This window comes from Bacillus sp. KNSH39, from assembly GCF_052656585.1.
In genome coordinates, this window is the sequence record NZ_JBQXYO010000001.1 from 2036464 (window position 1) to 2056587 (window position 20124).

The following is a 20124-nucleotide window of genomic DNA, read 5'->3' on the forward strand; positions in this document are numbered from 1 at the left end:
TTCATATTACTGCTAAAAACTCATCTTTCATTTCCTCACAAAAAAGAAGAATGATAACATTCTCCTTTTTAACCGTTATCAACAATCGGTTGTTTACCTGTTTGATCTTGCATTTGCTTTCCTTTATTTCCACCAGCTTTTTTCGATTGTGTTCCAATATGATTTGGTGCAAAGTCTTTTGAATTTTTTTTCGGATTACTCATTACTATCGCCTCCTTAACACTAGTATCGTACTAGTGTTAAGAATTATTCAGCTTGCTTAAAAAGTTTCATTTCATAACGTTTTTCAATGCGCTCTTCAATGCGATCAATTGCATCACGATCGCTTAATAATTGTTGTTTATTTTCATTTACAAGTTCTTCAAACGATTTACGGCGACTTCTTCTCATGTTGTTCACCCTCTCTCCTTCGCTTTCTTATTACATAGTATGAGCAAACGAAAAACTCTTTAATCAGATTTGTAAGAAAATTTTATGTTTTAGTACTCCTAAAAAAACTCCGTGTACAATATATTGCACACGGAGTTTTTTATACCATAATATTTAAATACTCTTTCAACTTTTCATCTGCATTCATTTCATTTTCTTTATAATCATGAAGCGCCTGTAATACAAAATCATACTGCTCTAAAATATAACTTTCTAATCTCATAACATCCTCTAAGCTATTAAGCATAATTCTCGTATTACCAACTTCACTTTTTAACGCTGGTTCACATTTTAAGCTTGTACATATTTCTTTCACATCTTCTTCTAATATCTCTGTTAATACATATTTCTTTCGTCCTTTTACCTTTACTCTCATAACTGGATAAAAAGCTTTTATATCTAAATAACTTCCTACGTTCATACAACGTAGCCATTCTACATTACGTTTATTACATGCAAGTATTTCTTTCACCGCTTCATATACCGCAGTTTCATCAAGCATAACCTTATTTACTTTTCGTTTCCCTTCTTCTTCAATAGCTGCACACTTTTGATAAACAGCAGCACACGTAATGCAATCGTCAAATGCATTATGAGAGCTTAAACGAATTCCAAGCATTCGCTTTAACGTTTCAAGTTTATGATTAGGCGCATGCTTCATGTATTTCTTCGCTAAAAATACAGTATCAATTACTTTATTTTTAGGTTCAGGCAACCCAAGCATATTTACATTACTTTTCAAAAAGCGCATATCAAAAGAAGCATTATGGGCCACAATAACATTTGTATGTAAAAATGCTAAAAATAAAGGTAATACCTCTTCAATCGTCGGTGCATCTGAAACACGATAATTGGTAATACCGGTTAAACTCGTTATTCGGTCCGGAATTGGCCGCTCTGGATTCACGTATGAAACAAATTGATCTACGAGTTCATGATTACGATATTTCACCGCTGCAACTTGAATAATTTTATCATTATAAGGGTTAAATCCTGTTGTTTCAAAATCAATTACAACATAATCTAACGGTAAGGATACATTCCCCACTCCATACACTCCTTTATCTCTAAACGATTATATTTCTTACATCATATCATGAAGTTATTACTACTTGAAAAAGAAAAGGCAGAAATGGGAACTCTCCCCCTCTACCTTTTCACCATTATTTTAATTTAGCAACCCTTTTCTCCATCTCTTTTTGCGTCATCGGCCCAATAAACTTATCTTGAATGACACCTTTTGTATCTATAAAATACGAAGTTGGAATCGTAATTACTTTATACGCTGTTGTCACATCAATGTTCTTGTCCAATAAAATAGGAAAAGTAATTCCTTTTTCTTTAGCAAAATTGCTTACCTTTTCTGCCCCCCCACCTTTTTCTGAAGGCGTATAGTTGATTGCTAAAATTTCTACGTTTTCTTTATGTTCTTTATAGAAAGCCTCCATATCCGGCATTTCTTGTTGGCAAGGTCCACACCACGTTGCCCAAAAGTTTAAAATCACTTTCTTTCCTTTTAAATCTGATAGCTTTACATTCGTTCCATCTAACTTCGTTAATTCGAAGTCTGGCGCACTCTTCCCTATTTCAATACCATTCCTTGCAATAATCTCTTTCATCGCAGCTTCACTTTTTTCTTGCTTCACTTTTACCGCCTGCTCTTTATTACCAAACTGTTCATAAGCTGCATATCCCGCTAAACAAAGTAACACTACAATAATCGTAAGCTTCCGCCACATTTTATATCACCCTAACGTATTATCTTCTTTTAACACATTCATCAAAATACTATATACCTTATTTTAGCTTATACGGACAAGCTTGGAAATATTCACATTCTAAATAATCAGAATTTTTATAACTGCGATGAAATATTTACCTTTTCATCATATAATTAGAAATAAATATAATATTTTACAATGAAAGGAGCTCTCATGAATTTATTTGAAAAATACTTCTATATATTCTTAGTTTTATATTTTCCCCAATCGGAATTATCACATGGATTATCTCACTATTTAGTAAAGACCCTGAAAAAAAACAAGTTGGACGTATTTGTCTCTATATCGCATTAATTTCATTTATCCTGTTAGCAGGCCTCGGTGTTCTTACTTTCTTCAAGACGACCACCATCACTACTACAGAATAATTATAGAAAGGATGACTGTTTTGGGAGAACATCCAATTTGCAAAGAACTTCGATATATACGAATATATTTAGTTGTTTTAGTGATTGTTCTTTTATTTTTTAACGGCAAACAAGTCGTTGAAATTTCTACAAATCACGATTCTATAGAAAATGTTTCGACCAGTAATATGACACAGGTTGCTGAAAATACATTTGCCATTCAAGAATATAATCCATCTCTAAGTAGCGAACATACGGTCAAAATTTTCAAATATAATCCAGATACAAACCAACTGACTCTAATGAAAGAGTTTAGTACTAACGATACTGAATCTTATACGTATCAACTTAATAAGAATGAATAAAGATAAGAGCATTATGTCGCTCTTATCTTTTTATTAACATCTTTTTGAAAAATGATTTATATGTTAATAACTCTCTAGGATCCCCACATTCCACAACAATTCCATTATTCATGACAACAACCCAATCCGCTATCATCGCCCTCTCGACATCATGTGTTGCCACAATTCTCGTTACATCGCTTCCTAGTTCTTCTATCATATTCCAAAAAAATTCTTGATTGTTCGGATCTAATCCCGCGGTCGGTTCATCTAAAATAATAAGATGAGGATTTGAAACAATTGCTCGCAATAATGCAAGGCGTTTTCTTTCTCCCCCTGAAAACTCTTCACCGCTTTTATGTAGTACAGTTTGAAGACCTTCAGGTAACCCCCTAATAATCGGCGTTACATTGACAAGTTCAGCATTTTTTTCTAACTCGTTTTCTAGCCTCTCTTCCCCAAAATACATATTCTCTTTTACTGTCACCCGAAAGAAACGAGGTTCTTGCCACACTGCAGTCAATTGAGCCTCATTTCCATAATAAGTAATGCTACCGTTAGATGGTTTATACAAACCTGTCATTAATTTTAAAAGCGTCGTTTTTCCTGCACCACTTTCTCCTACAATCATAACGAGTTCACCAGGTTGAATTTGCAAATCAATATTATGAATTCTACATTTCTCTTCATTATTTTCCTGAAATGAGACATTTGTTATTATCATCCCCATCGCTCTTTCTACATTACTATCTGCCACTCTTTTATCAAAAAAGGAAAAAACTCTATTTGCCGAAGCGACTGCAACTTGTGTCATCATTAATAAATCGCCCACATAACGGACTGGGAAAAAGAGCATCTCAATTGTCGCTAACACTGCAATGAGTGAACCAACTTCTATTTCTCCCCTCATTATTTTTTGTGCACCTATAATGAGAACAAGGATATATGCTCCTGTTTCAATCACCGTTCCAACTACTCCAATACAATGTTGCATCATCGTCTTCTTTACTTCCGATTTATACGATTGTGCCGTTACTCTTTTAAATAAGCGAATTGCCCATTTTTCTTTTTGTAAACTCCGCAAATCTTGTATTCCCTTTACAAACTGTGACACCATCTCTACAACACTTGAGTGATTTTTTTGAGCAACGCTTGCGATATTTCTTACCTTTTCCCCAAACAACATCGGAACCGTTGCACTTAAAAATAAAAACGGAGTTATCCACAATATGAACTGTATATCTATATGTTGTAGTGCTATGAACGCACCTATAAATTGCGCAATGGCATGTATATATTCTATTAATATAGAGCCATATAACCTGACCCAGTTCGGAATATCAGACACGACCAAAGTTTCTAACTCTCCTTGCTTAATCTTCTCACTCTCTTCAAACGGTAATGAGAAATAGTGACGCAATAATTCTATACGTTTCGTTTGTAATATACGTTGACTGGCTTTTGAGCTTATATAATCAAATAAAAGATTGTTCGTCCACATTAAAAAGCGAATACCCGCAAACAAAGCTATATATAAATACGTACCTTTTAGCTCCCTTTGAATAAGATTGTCTACAATTAATCCCATGAAAATTGGGCGTGATAAATTTAAAATGGCAGCAATTATCCCACTACATACAGCTGCCAGTACTAATATTTTCTCTTTTCGTAACGGCAACAATATTCTTTTATATTCTTTCATGACTTTCCCTCCACTTTTCGTAGTAAAAAGAAAGGGATGAAACCAAATGGTTTCATCCCTTTCCATAAAATAAGGAAGCTAACAGTTGTTAGCTTCCTTCTCGTTCATTTCAATTATTTAGTTTGACACTTTTGACTCTTCAATTTTCTCACGAAGAACCATTTGCAGAATACCACCGTGACGGTAGTAATCAATTTCAACTTCACTATCGAAACGAGCTACTACTTCAAATTGTTTTTCGTTGCCATCTGCATCAGTTGCAACTACTTTTACAAGATCGCGCGGTCTAACTGTTTTGTCGATTTGAATTTCAAATGACTCGTTACCAACAAGACCTAACGTTTCAGCACTTTCGCCATCTTTAAATTGAAGTGGTAGTACACCCATTAACACTAAGTTACTGCGGTGAATACGTTCGAAGCTTTCTGCGATTACTGCTTTAATACCTAATAAGTTAGTACCTTTCGCAGCCCAGTCACGAGAACTTCCCATACCGTAATCTTTACCAGCAACAACTAGAAGACCTGTTCCATCTTCCTTATATTTCATAGCAGCATCATAGATAGATGTTACTTCACCAGTTGGCCAATATGTTGTATATCCGCCTTCTGTTCCTGGTGCGATTTGGTTTTTAATACGGATGTTCGCGAATGTACCACGCATCATAACTTCATGGTTACCACGACGAGAACCGTAAGAGTTAAAGTCAACTGGTTGTACGCCGTTTTCTAATAAGTAGCGTCCAGCTGGTGTATGCTTACCGATTGAACCTGCTGGTGAAATGTGGTCTGTCGTTACAGAGTCACCAAATTTACCAACTACGCGTAGGCCTGATAATGTTTCAACTTCACCTGGCTCTTTAGATAAACCTTCAAAGAATGGTGGGTTTTGAATATATGTTGAATCATTATCCCAAGTATATAAAGCTTCGTTTGAAGTTTGGATTTCATTCCAGCGCTCATTGCTGTTAAATACTTGTGCATATTCTTTCTTGAACAGTTCAGATGTAACAACGCTTTGAACTACATCTTCAATTTCTTTAGCTGATGGCCAAATATCGTTGAAGTAAACAGCATTGCCATTTGCATCTTTACCGATTTCATCATTTTTCAGGTCAATATCAACAGTACCTGCAAGTGCATATGCCACAACAAGTGGTGGTGATGCTAAGTAGTTCGCTTTTACAAGTGGATGAATACGACCTTCAAAGTTACGGTTACCAGATAAAACAGATGTTACTAATAAGTCGTTTGCTGCGATTGCTTCTTCTAATTCTGGCGCTAATGGACCAGAGTTACCGATACAAGTCGTACAGCCGTAACCAACTGTTTGGAAACCTAATTGGTCTAAATATGTTGTTAAACCTGATTTATCTAAGTACTCAGTAACAACTTTAGATCCTGGTGCTAATGATGTTTTTACGTACTCAGGTACTACAAGTCCTTTTTCAATTGCTTTCTTCGCAACTAGACCTGCTCCAATTAATACGTATGGGTTTGATGTATTTGTACAGCTTGTAATTGCTGCGATTGCAATTGCACCTGTTTTCATCGTTACTTCTTTATCTTCTAATGTAACCTTCACTTCTTTATCGAACTCTTGCTCATTAAATCCAAGTCCTTGTGTTCCAACTGGTGCTACAACAGCTTTGTGGAACGCATCTTTCATATCTGAAAGTGGAATTAAATCTTGTGGGCGTTTCGGTCCAGAAAGGTTAGATTCAATTGTATTTAAATCAATTTCAACAAGATCAGTGTAAATTGGATCTTTGCTGTCTGCTGTATAGAATAAGCCGTTCGCTTTACAGTATTCTTCAACAACGCGAATTTGTTCTTCATCTCTACCTGTTAAACGTAAGTATTCTAATGAAATATCATCGATTGGGAAGAATCCACAAGTTGCGCCATATTCTGGTGCCATGTTTGAAATTGTTGCACGGTCAGCTAAAGGCATGCTCTTTAGTCCATTACCGAAGAACTCAACGAATTTACCAACTACACCTTTTTGACGTAATACTTGTGTTACTTTTAATGCAACGTCAGTTGCTGTAGTACCACTTGGAAGTGTACCAGTTAATTTTACACCGATTACTTCAGGTACTGGGAAGTATGAAGGCTGTCCAAGCATTCCTGCTTCTGCTTCAATACCACCAACGCCCCAACCAAGAACGCCGATACCGTTAATCATTGTTGTATGTGAGTCTGTTCCAACTAATGAATCTGGGTATGCAACTAAGTCACCTTCAGCATTTTTCACCGCGTGAACAACTGGTGCTAAATATTCAAGGTTTACTTGGTGTACAATACCTGTAGCTGGTGGAACTGCGCGGTAGTTATCAAATGATTTTTGTGCCCAGCTTAAAAATTTATAACGTTCTTCATTACGTTTAAACTCTAAGTCCATGTTGAATGCAAGCGCGTCTGCCGTACCCGCTCTATCAACCTGTACAGAGTGATCGATTACAAGGTCTACAGTAATTTCCGGATTAATTTTATCAGGATCCCCACCCATGTCTGCCATTGCTTTACGAAGCGAAGCCAAATCAACAACAGCTGGAACACCAGTGAAATCTTGTAAAATTACACGAGATGGTTTAAATGGAACATCGATATCTTGCACATCTTTCGTTCCCCATTTCGCTAAATTTGTAACATGCTCTTCTGTGATTACACGTCCGTCTACTTGACGAAGTACTGATTCAAGTAAAACTTTCACGGAATATGGTAATTGAGATACGTTGCCAACCCCTGCGTTTTCAAGCGCTTTCAAATCATAATAATGATACGTTTTTCCATCTACTTCAAAAGTTGCGCGTGATTGAAATGGATTATGTTTGACCATTATGTTTCCCCCCTGTTAAACGTGACTAAGTTGTCTGAATATAAAATGTAGACAAACTTTTCAATACCTTACGATAATATCTTATTACAACTTTCTAAATAAGTAAATAATAAGAAACTTATAGATTATCATAAGTTTTCTTTATGTTTCTAAATTTGAATAGTGCTCATGTTCCTTATGAATACTATTACCATAAAGTAAAGTGCTCTATTAGCGCTTTCTTTACAGTTCATACATACTATGAACTGCTCATCATGCAACTTACAAAAAAAGTTATAGAGGTGAAATAAAATGGGTAAAAGAAAAGCAAATCATACTATTTCAGGAATGAATGCGGCATCTGCACAAGGACAAGGTGCTGGTTATAACGAAGAGTTTGCAAATGAAAACTTAACTGCTGCAGAACGACAAAATAATAAGAAACGCAAAAAGAACCAGTAACGAAAAATCCCAAAAGGAGCATTCACCTTTTGGGATTTTTTCTAATGTTTATAACGTAACAATTCCGAAACCGTTACAAATCGATAGCCCTGCTTTTTCAGTTCAGGTAAAATTTTTGCTAGCGCTGCTACTGTTTGACTACGATTATTTCCCCCATCATGTAACAATACAATATCACCACTTTTTGCATTTTTCACTACATGATTTACAATGGATTCAACCCCTGGATTTGCCCAATCACGTGGATCTTGATGCCACGACCATAGAACAGTTTGATAACCAGCTTCTTTCGCTGTTTTAAATACAGCATCGTTAATATATCCACCCGGTGGACGGAATAGCAAAGGTTCTTTCACCCATTTTTCGAAAAATTTCTTTCCATCTAAAATATCATTTTCTAATTTTTCATCTGATGAATTACTCGCATACAAATGATTCATCGTATGATTTCCAATTTCATGTCCCTCTTTTAACACTTGTTTCACTAAATATGGATTACGCTGAACCCGAAATCCAATCATAAAAAATGTCGCTTCTGCTTTATATTGACGTAATAAATTTAAAATTTGTGGTGTATAAGTTGGATCCGGTCCATCATCAAATGTAATAGCAATAATCTTTTCATTATTAGGTACTTCCCATGTTACATAGCCAGTTGGTTCTAGCTCTTTTCTGAGCAACATTTTCGCTTCCACTTTTTCAACTTGAAATATATGTACTGCGCATAATAAAGAAAAAACGAGTAGAAAAATTTTCTGTTTTAGCATAATATTCGTTAAAGTAATGAGGTTGTCGAATACACAACAACCTCATTTACTTTTCTAATTGATTTACATGCTGCATAATATTTTGAAGGTTATTTTCGTATTGCTCAAGTTGTGGGCGTTGTGTTTGTGAAGCTACTTCTAGTGCATTTTGAATTTGTTCATACGCTTCCTGAACCTCTTGGCGTAATTCTTTTAAATCATGACCGTAGTTTGGATCATTTTTTACAATGTTGTTAAATGCATTTTCTGCTTGTGTAACACCTTGCTGAGCTGCTTGGAACGCTTGTTGTTTATCTTTATGATATGGCATTATATAATCCCCTTTCCATAATAGTTAGTCCCATTTATCTTTACCTTTTTTTCTAAAAACATTCTCGTATAAATTTGCAAACTTCTCTCATTCTAAAGAGGAAGAGGAGGTGTCACATACAATGGGAAAAAACAATCGTGAAGCGAAAGAAAAAAAAGGACAACCTGAACCATTAAGCGGATCTCATAAAGTAAAAAACCGTAACCATTCACGCCAAAAACATCATGCGCATCATGATATGTAAAACAAAAAGTGCACACTAGCTATCTTTTCCACATACAATGTTTATATTTTTCCATTTATTCTTCACCCCTACTTCATTCATGCATAACATAGTATGAATTGAGATTTTACGGAGGGTGTCTTACATGGGCAAGAAAAAGAAGGATTGTCTTTTTCATGTTGATGGTTTCGAAGAATGGATGGATCAATTTTGTTCTGACTCTTGTAGTAACTTTAGTTTCCCAAATCAAATTCATATTGACCTTTGCGAAACGGAACAAGAATACATTTTGGAAACAGATGTACCAAATGTAACTGAACAAAATGTAGTCATTAAAAAGATGAAGACAGGCCTAACCATTTGCATACTTCATAATAATATTTCTTTACAGCGGATCATTCCTTTACCCGATAATATTATTTATAAGAAGATGCTAGCCTGCTTAGAAAATGGATATTTAGCCATTCATATTTCCAAAAATGAAGTTGCTGATAAGCATGAAAAGAAAGTTCTTTTTTTAAATTAAGAGTTAATATAATACACACTAAGCCCCAGTTGGTTACTGGGGCTTATGTTATTTCGCATGCATTTCTATATTAGAATTTCTATCATATCTTTTTTTCGATAAACCTTTTGTAACTAAAAGCACAGGAAATGCCACAGTTGAAAATATAGCTAGTGCTGAAAATATTGCAAACCCATTTTGGTACCCGTAGTAATCGAGAAGTACTCCTCCAAACCACGGACCTATTACTGCTCCAATTCCCGAGAAACCCATCGCACCGAAGTATGTTCCTTTTAGATGCGCAACAGCAATATCATCAATAAATACATCCGTCATTGAAAACATTAAGACTTCTCCAATTGTAAAAATAATTGTACAGACGGCAGCACCTAGCATAGATTCTACTACTCCAAATCCAAACAATCCTCCGCTCACAAATAAAGTTCCAACCATAATGGATGCTAATGGTGTGTATTTTTTGCACATTTGAATAACAGGGTATTGGATAATCACTACAACAATTGCATTTAAAGCGAGCATATATGAGAATAGCTTCACTCCATCCTCAAATATATGTGCATTTGCAAAATATTGAGATACTGTCGTCGTTAAATGTGAAAAACCGCAATTACTCAAAATAATACCGACTAAAGCAACTAAAAATACTATATCTTTTCGCAATATACGCATTGCATTTAACATTGTAACAGGTTTTTCTGTACTCACTTTCTTTTTTTCCATTGGATACTTCTTAAATTGGAACGCTAATATAGCTGTATATAGAATATATACCCCAGCTGCTACTAAAAAAGGAATTGTTGATTTTGCACTTCCAATCTGTAATCCAACAATTGGTCCAATAGCAACTCCAACATTTATTGCACCGTATCGTAAGTTATAGACGAGTAACCGATACTCAGGCTTTGTTAAATCTGATAATAATGCTCTTGATGTTGGCTCAAAAAACGACCTACATAATCCATTTAAAGCGTTTAATAAAAAGAAACTTAAAACATGATCCGCAAGTGAAAAACCTATAAACACAAAAATCCAAACGATCATGGACCAGAGCATAATCGTTTTCCGGCCAAATCGATCTGATAAATTCCCTCCGATAAAACTAGCAAAAACACCAACAAGTGCACTCGTTCCGATAATAGCACCAGTCATTCCAGCTGATACACCTTTAACAGTCGTTAAATAAATCGCTAAAAAAGGGATACTCATTGAAGTTGCAAACCTAGCAAACAATGTCCCTAAAATAATACTCATTCCAAGCGGATGAATATGCTGTAACTTCCCCTTCATCGTTAAACCTACTCTCTCTATTTTCACAAAAAAAGAAAGCAAAGGATCTGCTTTCTTTTCCTTTTTCTATACTTGAGCTGTTGATACCCGAGTTGTTCTCGTTATGTCCATATCAATTCCATATGTGAACTGTAATTCTTTACACACATCTTTAATTAAGATTGCGACATTATACTTTTCATTAAATTGTAAAACTATGTTTTCTACTTCTTCATATGTATACTTATATTCCCCTGTAATGACACTTTTTAGATCAAAGCATTCGTTAATACAAAGTTGTACAAGTAGCTGGTCATATTTCTCTATTACATCTTCTTTCTTCCAAAGTAACTCTTTTACATATAATCGATCAAACTTCACACTTTCTCGATTACAATCCGTTAAAATCCGGGTCATTTCGTTTAATTCTCGATATAATTCGGAAATATTTCTACTTAAACTAAGCAGTTTATCTACGCCGTTTTCATATAACATATTCATTCCACCCCCGCATTTTCTTTTTCTTATTATAGCAAGAAAATTCTAAAAATAGTTTCTTTCTTCTGAAATATTAGGAAACTAATTTCAATTGCTTTACAATGAAACTAGTTAATGCGAGAGGAGAAAGAAAATTGGAGCACAAATTATATTACACTGACGCTTATAAGCAAGACTTTACTACTAAAATTATAAAGCAAGATTATGATAAAGACGGTAACTTATACGTTGTTTTGAATGAAACAGCATTTTATCCGACAGGTGGCGGACAACCATATGATACTGGTACATTAAATGATATCAATGTAATCAATGTAGAAGAGATAAACGGAGAAATTCGTCATTACATTGCAGAACAATTACATACAGAAGACATAGAAGGTAAAATCAATTGGGAGCGCCGTTTTGATCATATGCAGCAACATGCGGCTCAGCACATTTTATCTGCTGCCTTTTGGGACCATTTTAACATGCCTACAATTGGATTCCATCTTGGTAAAGAAACAGTAACAATTGATTTAGAAACAGAAAATCTTCATGCAGAAACGGTTGAAAAAGCAATACAAATTGCAAACAAAATTGTTTTTCAAAACCATCCAATCCGCATCCAGTGGATGAACTTAGAAGAAGCGAAAACGTTGCCCCTTCGTAAAGAACCGACTATGACAAAAAATATACGCGTTGTTATGATCGAAAACTTTGATTATAACGGCTGTGGCGGAACACACCCGAAACGTACTGGTGAAGTAGGTCCTATTCAAGTTCTTAGCTGGGAACGCAATAAAGGTGGCATACGACTAACGTTTATCGCTGGCTGGCGCACACTTAAATTAATAGGGCAGCAACAACAAATTATGAAGAATGTTTCCAAACAATTAAACAGTAGCGAAACTGATATTCCAACAAAAGTGGCGCAACTGCTTACTTCTCAAAAAGAAAACGAAAAAGCAATACAAACAATGAATGAAAAATTATTATTTGCAGAGGCAAATGAACTACTTCAACACCCTACGGAAATACATGCCGGCATACTTATTTCTAAAGTATTTACAAATCGTTCTATGCAAGAAATCGCAAAGCTTTCCGCTATTATTACAGAACAACAAGAGCAAGCAATTACGTATTTCGTCATCGAAAATGATGACAAACTACAATGTATTCTCGCTTGCGGAAAATCAGTATCACTCGATATGAATGCTCTTTTAAAAGACGCTCTTCCTACAATCGAAGGAAAAGGTGGCGGAAATAAGAAGAGTGCTCGCGGTGGCGGGAAAGCAATTATGAGCGGAGATGAATTTTTAAATCAGCTTGTTTCTTCTTTACAGTCAGCAGTTTAAAACATGTTATGAAGGATAGCGAACGGCTATCCTTCCCCTATATTTACAGACCTATATTTTGTTTCAAACCTTGATAACTCCCTGCATTTACAAAACCTTCACTTATAAGATTGATAAAAGTTTCCGAAAAACCATAATGACTTAAATCTTTAATCGGCACCATTTGCACATCATGAATTGGATTATGATCAAACTCGTTAGAAGGTAGCATAATTTCACCTTCAATCCTTTTAAGCAAAAACGTTATATGTAATAAAGACGGGCGAGCATCTGGTTTATCACAAACATAGAGTAGCTTCTGAATGTTAACTTCTAACCCTGTCTCTTCTCTCATTTCTCGAATCATTGCTTCCTCTAACGTTTCGCCATTCTCTGCTCTTCCTCCAGGTAAAGACCAATTTCGATTAGCCACTTTTTGCTTTACTAGCAATACCTTTTCATCTTCAATTAAAATTCCTGTAACACGAACTTGCATTACATTTTCCATATGCAATCTCCTCTTCCCATTATATTTACAAATTAACCCTTCCATAAAAAGAACATATGTTTTATAATTGAAGAAAATTATGGAAGAAAGTAGTTGTTACATTCATGCGTCCACCTTTAACAAAGTCTATATCAATTGAAGATTTCCAAAACTATTATTGGCTAAAAGCAGAACTCCAAACATTTTGTCGTGAGAATGGGTTGCCAGCTAGTGGCTCTAAGATCGAAATAACCGATTGTATCTCACATTATTTAACTACTGGTAAAATATTAAAAAACAGCTCTGTTCAAAAGGTGAGTAAAGCTTCCCTATCCTATAAAGACCTTTCTCTTCAAACGATTATTACTAACAATCACCGCTGTAGCGAAGATGTTCGTGCTTTTTTCAAAGAAAAAATCGGAACAAACTTCAGCTTTACAGTAGCTCTTCAAAAATTTTTCAAAGAGAATGTTGGAAAAACATATGAAGACGCGATAGCTTTTTGGCATGAAGAAAACGAACGAAAAAAAGACCCTACATACAAAACAACTATCGGTGCACAATTTGAATACAATCGCTTTACTCGTGACTTTTTCGAAGATCCAAATAATAAAGGGAAAGCAAAAGCTGATGCGATTGCTGCTTGGAACGAAATGAAAGCGAAGCCTGGTAGTAATGTTTATGTTCCTCAAAAAGTAGAAAACTAGTTACCTCGCTAGTCTTCTATTTTCTCAAATAATAGCGCCATCCCTATCCCGCCTCCAATTCCTAATGTAGCAATTCCATATTTCATAGACTCTCTTTGTGCCTGATAAAACAAACGTGTTACAAGCATAGCACCAGATGCACCGTACGGATGACCGAGCGCAATTGCTCCACCATTTACATTTACTTTTTCGTACGGAATTTGTAACTCTTTTGCACAAGCAACAACCTTTGAGGCGAATGCTTCATTTATTTCAAAATAATCGATGTCCTCTACTTTTACATTCATTTCGTTTAATAATTTGTTCACCGCAAATATCGGACCAGTCCCCGGAAGATTTGGATCTACTCCCACTACAGCACTACGAACGAAACGAAGTACAGGCTTGTATCCTAATTTTCGGGCTTGCCCCTCTTCCATTACAAGAACGGCACATGCTCCATCATTTACACCACATGAATTCCCCGCCGTTACTGTACCATTTTGTAAAAATGCAGGTTTTGTTCTTTTAATCATTCGTTCATAATTCATTTCTGGCTTTATAGATTCATCTAATAATCCATTAAAAGAAAATATTTCATCATGTATATATCCTTTTTCTAACGCTTGCAGTGTCCGCTTATAACTAAGACAAGCATACTCGTCTTGCATTTCTCTCGTGATGTTATAACGTTCTGCAACATATTCAGCCGCTACTCCCATGTCAGGATCACCAATTGTTTCAGGTGAAAATCGTGCTCTTTTTTGAAAAGGTGACGTACTTGTACTCTCTACTCCCCCGGCGATATAACACTTACCTGCCCCGCCTTGAATGAGATAACACGCAGTTCGAATTGCTTCTAAACCAGCACCACATTGCCGATCAATCGTTACACCAGGAATATGATAGCCAAGTCCCGCCTCTAAAGCAGATAGTCTCGCAATATTCCCTCCTGGCCCAACAACATTACCTAATATGACATCATCTATTTCCCTCTCAATCCCTTTACTTAAAAACGTAAGAAGCGGCGTTGCTAATTGCTGAACTTCATACTCTTTTAACATCCCATTCTTCTTACCAATAGGTGTTCTTTTCGCCTCTACAATAACTGCTCTATTCATATATTTTCTCCCGGTTTTCAATCATACTTTTTGCTTCCATACGAGCGATTTTCCCACTATTTGTATAAGGTATTCCATCTACAAAATGCCATTCTTTCGGTATTTTAAAAGAGGATAATCTCTGTAAGCAAAAACTCTTTAATTGTTGTTTCGTAGCACTTCCTTTTACAATCGCGACGGGCTTTTCACCCCAGTAACTATCTTTCATACCAATTACAACTATTTCATCGACAGCTGGGTGTTCATGTAATACACTTTCTATTTCTTCTGGATAAATATTGACTCCTCCAAATAAAATCATATTCTTCTCTCTACCAACAATATATATAAAGCCTTCTTCATCTTCATAGCCTACATCTCGCACTGTCATCCAACCTTCTGCATTCAACTCCCGTGTTAAAACCCCATCTATTATGTATCCCATAAAAAACTGATCACTTTTCACATAAACAGTTCCTATTTCACCTTTTTGTACTTCTTCGCCTGCTTCATTACATATTCGAACTTGCACATTATGACAAGGTTTTCCTACTGAATTTGGCCTTCTTTCGCTTTCTGCATCGACTAGTGCTGTTACAAAACTTAACTCTGATGCACCATAAAATTCATATCTTTTCGCATAAGGAAATATATTCTTTATTTTTTCTTTCGCTTCAGCTTCCCATTTCGCTCCTGACGAAATAATTTTCACTTTATTTTCTATTACTCTATTTTCTTTATATAAAGATTCAAGCATTGTCGGAACTGTATACATAACCGATATATTTTCAGTTTCTAACTTATCTAATACTTGATTCGGAATGAACTTTCTCATAATGTGCACTGTTTGTCCTACATATAATGCACTTATTGCCCCGTATAAGAAAAGAGAATGAACGAGCGTCCCAGCTATTAAAATTGAATCCTCCCTTTTCATATGAAAGTCATGTACATTACAATCAAAACTATGAACCCACGATTGTTGTGCACGTAAAAATGCCTTTGCTGTTCCTGTTGATCCTGATGTAAATCCCATATAAAAAGGAGCATGTTGTACACTTTCTACAGTGGAATATGTAGGAAGATATTTCTCTATCATTCTTTTCCACTCATCAATTTCAATTACTCTTCCTTCTTCATCCAATAGATCATTCACCTTATATCGTTCTGTCACAATCATATCCGGATTACTAATTTCAATTCTTTCTCTGAGCTCATCTTGTTTCCACTTTATATCTAACGGAACACAAACCCACCCGGCCATAGCGGCACCAGAAAATAGTTGTAAAAACTCTATACGATTTTCTAATAGGATTGCTATCGTTTTATTCTTCGATTTTTTTTCATTTAACCAGCTTGCTACTTTACAAACTGATTCAAACCACTCTTTATATGTTAAAACTCTATCATTTTCCTTTATCGCTATTTTATTCGGTTGTACAGAGGCATGCTTTTTATATTCTTTTGTAATCCCCATATGAGACGTCCTTTCTTTACAATAATAATAAAAAGAAACACGCAATTAACGTGTTTCTTCCCTTTATCATCCCGCATTTGTATATTTTCCATTCTTTAAAGCGGGCGTAATAATATGTTTCAATGAACGATGTAATTTTGTTACGAGAACTGCCGCAATAATTGCTTTTATACAATCCCCTGGTAAAAACACAGCACTCACTTTCATTGTCTCCCATACAGAAACATCCATTAAGAACGCTTGTACAGTAATACCAAATACATAAACTACGAAAATACCACCAATTATATTAATACATAATACTTTTATAATAGAAACTTCACGTAAACGCTCAATTAAATAACCAATAACAAACGCCCCAATGATGTAACCAAGTAAATATCCTGCACTTGGTCCAACAAATACACCAAGGCCACCGCGTCCACCAGCAAGCAATGGTGCTCCAACTCCTACAATAAGTAAGAAAATAAGCTGACTTAACGCACCTAGACGTGATCCTAACAACCCACCCGCAAGCATAACACCGAGTGATTGCAATGTAATTGGAACTGGTGTAATAGAAAGAGCAATCGGAGGTATTAACCCTAACACTCCCATAATAGAACTAAATAAAGCGACAAAAACTAAGTTTTTTGTATTCATATTTGCTTCTCCTATTTGTAAACTTAAAATTTATTTTAGGTAACATATCATAAAAATTATATTATCTTTCCACTCCTCTTTTGTCAACCATTAATGTATTAGAGTTTACAAATAGAAGTTCACTTATTTCTCTCTATGCAAATGCTCCAGTTCTTTCCGAAGCGCCTGTTTTAAAAACTTCCCAACAGATGTTTTCGGTATTTCTTCCATAAAGACAATATCGTCTGGCAACCACCACTTCGCAAACTGTGGTTTTAAAAACTCATATATTTCTTCTTTTGTAACCGTACTATTTTTCTTTTGAACAACGCAGGCAATTGGTCGCTCTTGCCACTGAGGGTGAGGAACTGCAACGACAGCCGCTTCAAATATAGCATCATGTGCCATTAAAGCATTTTCAAGGTCAACTGAGGAAATCCACTCGCCTCCGCTTTTAATAACATCTTTCGTACGGTCAACAATTTTCACGCATCCTTCCTCGTCAACTGTAACAACATCTCCTGTATATAACCAACCATCACGAAAACCTTCGACAGTACGCTCATCGTTATAATAGCTTTCAGCGATCCACGGCGCTCGTAAACATAGTTCTCCCATCTCCGTACCGTCCCACTTCACTTCACCATTTGTACCGACTACTTTCATCTCTACACCAGGTACAAGATACCCTTGCTTTGATCTAATTTCTAATTGCTCTTCATACGATAATTCTGTTTCATAACTTTTTAAACGTGCAAGTGTTACGAGTGGGCTCGTTTCGGTCATACCATATGCATGGATGAACGGAACATTGTGTTTTTGTTCAAATGCTTTAATAACACTTTTCGGTGCAGCTGCACCACCGCATAGTATTCTCGTCATACTAGATAAATCGTAACTATTATTTTCTAACTCTTGTAATACACCAAGCCAAATTGTCGGCACACCGGCAGCTAACGTCACTTTTTCAGATTGGATCATTTCTAATAAAATTTTTGGCGTAAACATCGGTCCTGGAAGAACTTGTTTTGACCCAAACCAAGTAGCAGCAAAAGGAAGTCCCCAAGCGTTCACATGGAACATCGGTACAATCGCCATTGCAGCATCACTTTCCGATAAAGCAGCTGTATCCGCTAAACCGAGTGCCATGCAATGCAGTACAGTACTACGATGCGTATATACAACACCTTTTGGATTTCCTGTAGTCGCTGACGTATAACACATACCAGCAGGTGTATTTTCATCAATATCTTTTACAAATTGGAAAGTTGGATCGCCTTCTTCTAATAGCTTTTCATAATGATATACAGGCTTCAGCGTAGTATTTGGGAGTTCATCTTTATCAGTCATAATAATGTAAGCTTGTACAGTTGATAATTGTGATTGAATATTTTCAACGAGTGGTACGAGATCTTCATCAATAAGTAAAATTCGATCTTCTGCATGCTGAATAATGTATGAAATATGTTGAGGAGATAAACGAATATTAATTGTGTGTAAAACGGAAGCAATACCAGGAATAGCAAAATACGCTTCCACATGCCGATGATGGTTCCATGCTAACGTTCCTACACGTTCACCTTCTTTAATTCCAAGCTTTTTCAACGCACTGGAAAGTCTTCTCGTTCTTTCCCCTAACTGCTTATACGTTAACGTTGTAACTGTATCATGTGTCCGTGAAACAATTTCTTTCTTCGAAAACAGTTTCTCTGCTCTTTCCATCATAGAACTAATTGTTAGCGGTACATTCATCATCATATTGGTTATGTCCCCCTTTAAAACGTTTTCATTTTTCGTTTATTATAGCAGACTTCTACAAATGATTACGACATTTTTCTGTATTTTCTGAATTATTTCTTTGGAAATAATTCAGAACGATAAAAAACATGTTTTGAATACATTGATTCGAAACATGTTTTTTATTTTTTATAAACTATCTACCTTTTTCCTTACTTTCTTTTTCAGTTTAAAAATAAAACGATTACTGTATTCCTTATTTTCTACTAAAATCCGATACGTCTCTAACACTCCTAACACACGTACAAAAAGATAAACTCCGATAGCAATAAGTACAACACAGTACGGATAATACTGCACTAATTCTCCTGAAGTGATATGCTTTTCCTCAAACAAAAACGGTATTGCGCCTGCGGCAATAAAACAAAATCCAACAATCACCACTGCGGCATACTTCTTCTTAATAATCGCATATCTGTTGGTCAATTCTTTTAGAAAGTTTTGATCAAATAGTAGTTCTTCCTTTTTCAATACATTGTATCGACTCTCTTCTATCGTTACAGGTGCCATCATTGCTCCGATCCCAAGCACTGCAATGATAATGACAAGAAACGTAGACATTGTTGCATTTTCTTTAAATAATAAGTACGGTATTGTAGATAAAATAAGCAAGCTAAATCCTAATGCAATATATTTAGAAATTTTTTGTCCATACACTATATACCCTTCTGCCATTTCCTTACTTACATAATAACCATTTTCCTTTTCGTTACTTTGCTCAGCAATTTCTTTTAATAAATAGTCAAGTGATACTTCAAATACATTTCCAATCATTATTAACTTTTCAGTTTCAGGAAAACCTTGACCGTTTTCCCATTTACTAACCGCTTGCCTTGTTGTGTTTAATTTCTCGGCTAATGCTTCTTGAGAAAGACCCTTTTCTTTTCTTAATTTAAAAAGCTTCTCACCAAATCCCATATGTGTGTCCCCCTTCGTTTTCTTAACTAAATTGTATGTAAACATTGCTCTTACCTCTATCTTCCTGCGGTTGCACTTTGTCAACTTACGGTTGCGATTGTGTTATATAGTGGTTTTGTATACGATTTAGCTATTATTCTTCTATGATTATGGCGTTAATAAACCACCCTCTCCTAATAACCAATTATAACAATTAAAGGTAATTATTGTTATAAAAAATCAAAAAACTCCTTTATTCATTTAAAGG

Annotated in this window: 22 protein-coding genes and 1 pseudogene; 7 read left to right on the forward strand and 16 right to left on the reverse strand. The window is 35.5% G+C overall.

Going from position 1 to position 20124, the window contains the following annotated elements; all coding sequences use genetic code 11:
• Positions 1–68: 68 nt before the first annotated feature.
• The 4 genes from sspN to ACUL40_RS10255 all read right to left on the reverse strand — a co-directional run bounded on the left by sspN (position 69) and on the right by ACUL40_RS10255 (position 2168).
• Positions 69–203, reverse strand: a complete 135-nt coding sequence (gene sspN / locus ACUL40_RS10240; protein WP_000070190.1) for an acid-soluble spore protein SspN — start codon at positions 201–203, stop codon at positions 69–71.
• A gap of 43 nt (positions 204–246) precedes the next feature.
• Complete coding sequence (locus tag ACUL40_RS10245) at positions 247–390, reverse strand: FbpB family small basic protein (RefSeq protein WP_001254699.1); 144 nt, start codon at positions 388–390, stop codon at positions 247–249.
• A gap of 139 nt (positions 391–529) precedes the next feature.
• Positions 530–1477, reverse strand: a complete 948-nt coding sequence (locus tag ACUL40_RS10250) for a 3'-5' exonuclease (protein WP_061457590.1) — start codon at positions 1475–1477, stop codon at positions 530–532.
• A gap of 115 nt (positions 1478–1592) precedes the next feature.
• Positions 1593–2168 (reverse strand): redoxin domain-containing protein, encoded by a 576-nt coding sequence (locus ACUL40_RS10255; protein ID WP_000269082.1) that lies wholly within the window; start codon positions 2166–2168, stop codon positions 1593–1595.
• A 195-nt stretch (positions 2169–2363) separates the two neighbouring features.
• On the opposite strand from ACUL40_RS10255, the pseudogene ACUL40_RS10260 reads away from it, so the two are divergent.
• Together ACUL40_RS10260 and ACUL40_RS10265 are read left to right on the forward strand one after the other, a co-directional pair.
• Positions 2364–2578 (forward strand): annotated as a pseudogene (locus ACUL40_RS10260) (hypothetical protein).
• A gap of 11 nt (positions 2579–2589) precedes the next feature.
• Positions 2590–2922 carry a YmzC family protein gene (locus tag ACUL40_RS10265; RefSeq protein WP_072770202.1) on the forward strand — a complete coding sequence of 111 codons (333 nt, stop codon included), beginning with the start codon at positions 2590–2592 and terminating at the stop codon, positions 2920–2922.
• A 22-nt stretch (positions 2923–2944) separates the two neighbouring features.
• Here the strand turns inward: ACUL40_RS10265 and ACUL40_RS10270 are convergent, their stop codons facing one another.
• The gene (locus tag ACUL40_RS10270) at positions 2945–4603 is read right to left on the reverse strand and encodes an ABC transporter ATP-binding protein (RefSeq protein ID WP_000666381.1); all 1659 of its coding nucleotides are present in this window, start codon (positions 4601–4603) and stop codon (positions 2945–2947) included.
• 117 nt (positions 4604–4720) lie between these two features.
• Positions 4721–7444: an aconitate hydratase AcnA gene (acnA, locus tag ACUL40_RS10275; protein WP_000238565.1), complete on the reverse strand. Its 2724-nt coding sequence runs from the start codon at positions 7442–7444 to the stop codon at positions 4721–4723.
• A gap of 291 nt (positions 7445–7735) precedes the next feature.
• On the opposite strand from acnA, the gene sspO reads away from it, so the two are divergent.
• Positions 7736–7885, forward strand: coding sequence for an acid-soluble spore protein SspO (gene sspO, locus ACUL40_RS10280; RefSeq protein ID WP_000518051.1), 150 nt, complete (start codon positions 7736–7738; stop codon positions 7883–7885).
• Positions 7886–7926: 41 nt separating this feature from the next.
• On the opposite strand, the gene pdaB is transcribed toward sspO, so the two are convergent.
• Complete coding sequence (gene pdaB, locus ACUL40_RS10285) at positions 7927–8652, reverse strand: polysaccharide deacetylase family sporulation protein PdaB (protein WP_002041622.1); 726 nt, start codon at positions 8650–8652, stop codon at positions 7927–7929.
• A 46-nt stretch (positions 8653–8698) separates the two neighbouring features.
• The gene (locus ACUL40_RS10290) at positions 8699–8962 is read right to left on the reverse strand and encodes a hypothetical protein (protein WP_445422991.1); all 264 of its coding nucleotides are present in this window, start codon (positions 8960–8962) and stop codon (positions 8699–8701) included.
• Between the two features lie 121 nt (positions 8963–9083).
• Here ACUL40_RS10290 and ACUL40_RS10295 point away from each other — a divergent pair, with 121 nt between their 5' ends.
• Both ACUL40_RS10295 and ACUL40_RS10300 read left to right on the forward strand, forming a co-directional pair.
• Positions 9084–9206 (forward strand): small acid-soluble spore protein P, encoded by a 123-nt coding sequence (locus tag ACUL40_RS10295; RefSeq protein ID WP_000517649.1) that lies wholly within the window; start codon positions 9084–9086, stop codon positions 9204–9206.
• Positions 9207–9330: 124 nt separating this feature from the next.
• Entirely contained in the window at positions 9331–9711 is a 381-nt protein-coding gene (locus ACUL40_RS10300) for an Hsp20 family protein (protein ID WP_000516747.1), read from the forward strand.
• A gap of 48 nt (positions 9712–9759) precedes the next feature.
• Here the strand turns inward: ACUL40_RS10300 and ACUL40_RS10305 are convergent, their stop codons facing one another.
• On the reverse strand, positions 9760–10998 hold the full coding sequence (locus tag ACUL40_RS10305; protein ID WP_000676811.1) for an MDR family MFS transporter: 1239 nt from the start codon (positions 10996–10998) through the stop codon (positions 9760–9762).
• A gap of 66 nt (positions 10999–11064) precedes the next feature.
• Entirely contained in the window at positions 11065–11472 is a 408-nt protein-coding gene (locus tag ACUL40_RS10310) for a hypothetical protein (RefSeq protein ID WP_000965149.1), read from the reverse strand.
• A gap of 137 nt (positions 11473–11609) precedes the next feature.
• On the opposite strand from ACUL40_RS10310, the gene ACUL40_RS10315 reads away from it, so the two are divergent.
• Positions 11610–12812 (forward strand): alanyl-tRNA editing protein, encoded by a 1203-nt coding sequence (locus ACUL40_RS10315; RefSeq protein WP_445422990.1) that lies wholly within the window; start codon positions 11610–11612, stop codon positions 12810–12812.
• Between the two features lie 43 nt (positions 12813–12855).
• Here ACUL40_RS10315 and ACUL40_RS10320 read toward each other — a convergent pair whose 3' ends face one another.
• Positions 12856–13299, reverse strand: coding sequence for an NUDIX hydrolase (locus ACUL40_RS10320; protein WP_000432568.1), 444 nt, complete (start codon positions 13297–13299; stop codon positions 12856–12858).
• A gap of 104 nt (positions 13300–13403) precedes the next feature.
• On the opposite strand from ACUL40_RS10320, the gene ACUL40_RS10325 reads away from it, so the two are divergent.
• Entirely contained in the window at positions 13404–13985 is a 582-nt protein-coding gene (locus tag ACUL40_RS10325) for a DUF6434 domain-containing protein (RefSeq protein WP_001247728.1), read from the forward strand.
• An 8-nt stretch (positions 13986–13993) separates the two neighbouring features.
• Here ACUL40_RS10325 and ACUL40_RS10330 read toward each other — a convergent pair whose 3' ends face one another.
• From ACUL40_RS10330 to ACUL40_RS10350, 5 genes are all read right to left on the reverse strand, one after another.
• Positions 13994–15085: an acetyl-CoA C-acyltransferase gene (locus ACUL40_RS10330; RefSeq protein ID WP_001077998.1), complete on the reverse strand. Its 1092-nt coding sequence runs from the start codon at positions 15083–15085 to the stop codon at positions 13994–13996.
• Positions 15078–16541, reverse strand: coding sequence for an acyl-CoA synthetase (locus ACUL40_RS10335; RefSeq protein ID WP_445422989.1), 1464 nt, complete (start codon positions 16539–16541; stop codon positions 15078–15080). Before ACUL40_RS10335 ends, ACUL40_RS10330 begins: the two co-directional genes overlap by 8 nt.
• A gap of 66 nt (positions 16542–16607) precedes the next feature.
• Positions 16608–17183 (reverse strand): biotin transporter BioY, encoded by a 576-nt coding sequence (locus ACUL40_RS10340; RefSeq protein WP_001093334.1) that lies wholly within the window; start codon positions 17181–17183, stop codon positions 16608–16610.
• 123 nt (positions 17184–17306) lie between these two features.
• Entirely contained in the window at positions 17307–18920 is a 1614-nt protein-coding gene (locus tag ACUL40_RS10345) for a long-chain fatty acid--CoA ligase (RefSeq protein WP_048655775.1), read from the reverse strand.
• Between the two features lie 168 nt (positions 18921–19088).
• The gene (locus ACUL40_RS10350; protein ID WP_063220557.1) at positions 19089–19877 is read right to left on the reverse strand and encodes a helix-turn-helix domain-containing protein; all 789 of its coding nucleotides are present in this window, start codon (positions 19875–19877) and stop codon (positions 19089–19091) included.
• Positions 19878–20124: the final 247 nt, after the last annotated feature.

Excerpts from the sequence above, each read along its gene's own strand:
- sspN (WP_000070190.1), bottom strand. The coding sequence starts at position 203 with ATGAGTAATCCGAAAAAAAATTCAAAAGACTTTGCACCAAATCATATT.
- ACUL40_RS10310 (WP_000965149.1), bottom strand. The coding sequence starts at position 11,472 with ATGTTATATGAAAACGGCGTAGATAAACTGCTTAGTTTAAGTAGAAAT.
- ACUL40_RS10295 (WP_000517649.1), top strand. The coding sequence starts at position 9,084 with ATGGGAAAAAACAATCGTGAAGCGAAAGAAAAAAAAGGACAACCTGAA.
- sspO (WP_000518051.1), top strand. The coding sequence starts at position 7,736 with ATGGGTAAAAGAAAAGCAAATCATACTATTTCAGGAATGAATGCGGCA.
- ACUL40_RS10340 (WP_001093334.1), bottom strand. The coding sequence starts at position 17,183 with ATGAATACAAAAAACTTAGTTTTTGTCGCTTTATTTAGTTCTATTATG.
- ACUL40_RS10325 (WP_001247728.1), top strand. The coding sequence starts at position 13,404 with ATGCGTCCACCTTTAACAAAGTCTATATCAATTGAAGATTTCCAAAAC.
- ACUL40_RS10305 (WP_000676811.1), bottom strand. The coding sequence starts at position 10,998 with ATGAAGGGGAAGTTACAGCATATTCATCCGCTTGGAATGAGTATTATT.
- ACUL40_RS10335 (WP_445422989.1), bottom strand. The coding sequence starts at position 16,541 with ATGGGGATTACAAAAGAATATAAAAAGCATGCCTCTGTACAACCGAAT.
- ACUL40_RS10270 (WP_000666381.1), bottom strand. The coding sequence starts at position 4,603 with ATGAAAGAATATAAAAGAATATTGTTGCCGTTACGAAAAGAGAAAATA.
- ACUL40_RS10350 (WP_063220557.1), bottom strand. The coding sequence starts at position 19,877 with ATGGGATTTGGTGAGAAGCTTTTTAAATTAAGAAAAGAAAAGGGTCTT.
- ACUL40_RS10255 (WP_000269082.1), bottom strand. The coding sequence starts at position 2,168 with ATGTGGCGGAAGCTTACGATTATTGTAGTGTTACTTTGTTTAGCGGGA.
- ACUL40_RS10345 (WP_048655775.1), bottom strand. The coding sequence starts at position 18,920 with ATGATGATGAATGTACCGCTAACAATTAGTTCTATGATGGAAAGAGCA.
- ACUL40_RS10300 (WP_000516747.1), top strand. The coding sequence starts at position 9,331 with ATGGGCAAGAAAAAGAAGGATTGTCTTTTTCATGTTGATGGTTTCGAA.
- pdaB (WP_002041622.1), bottom strand. The coding sequence starts at position 8,652 with ATGCTAAAACAGAAAATTTTTCTACTCGTTTTTTCTTTATTATGCGCA.
- ACUL40_RS10290 (WP_445422991.1), bottom strand. The coding sequence starts at position 8,962 with ATGCCATATCATAAAGATAAACAACAAGCGTTCCAAGCAGCTCAGCAA.
- ACUL40_RS10245 (WP_001254699.1), bottom strand. The coding sequence starts at position 390 with ATGAGAAGAAGTCGCCGTAAATCGTTTGAAGAACTTGTAAATGAAAAT.
- ACUL40_RS10330 (WP_001077998.1), bottom strand. The coding sequence starts at position 15,085 with ATGAATAGAGCAGTTATTGTAGAGGCGAAAAGAACACCTATTGGTAAG.
- ACUL40_RS10265 (WP_072770202.1), top strand. The coding sequence starts at position 2,590 with ATGACTGTTTTGGGAGAACATCCAATTTGCAAAGAACTTCGATATATA.
- acnA (WP_000238565.1), bottom strand. The coding sequence starts at position 7,444 with ATGGTCAAACATAATCCATTTCAATCACGCGCAACTTTTGAAGTAGAT.
- ACUL40_RS10320 (WP_000432568.1), bottom strand. The coding sequence starts at position 13,299 with ATGGAAAATGTAATGCAAGTTCGTGTTACAGGAATTTTAATTGAAGAT.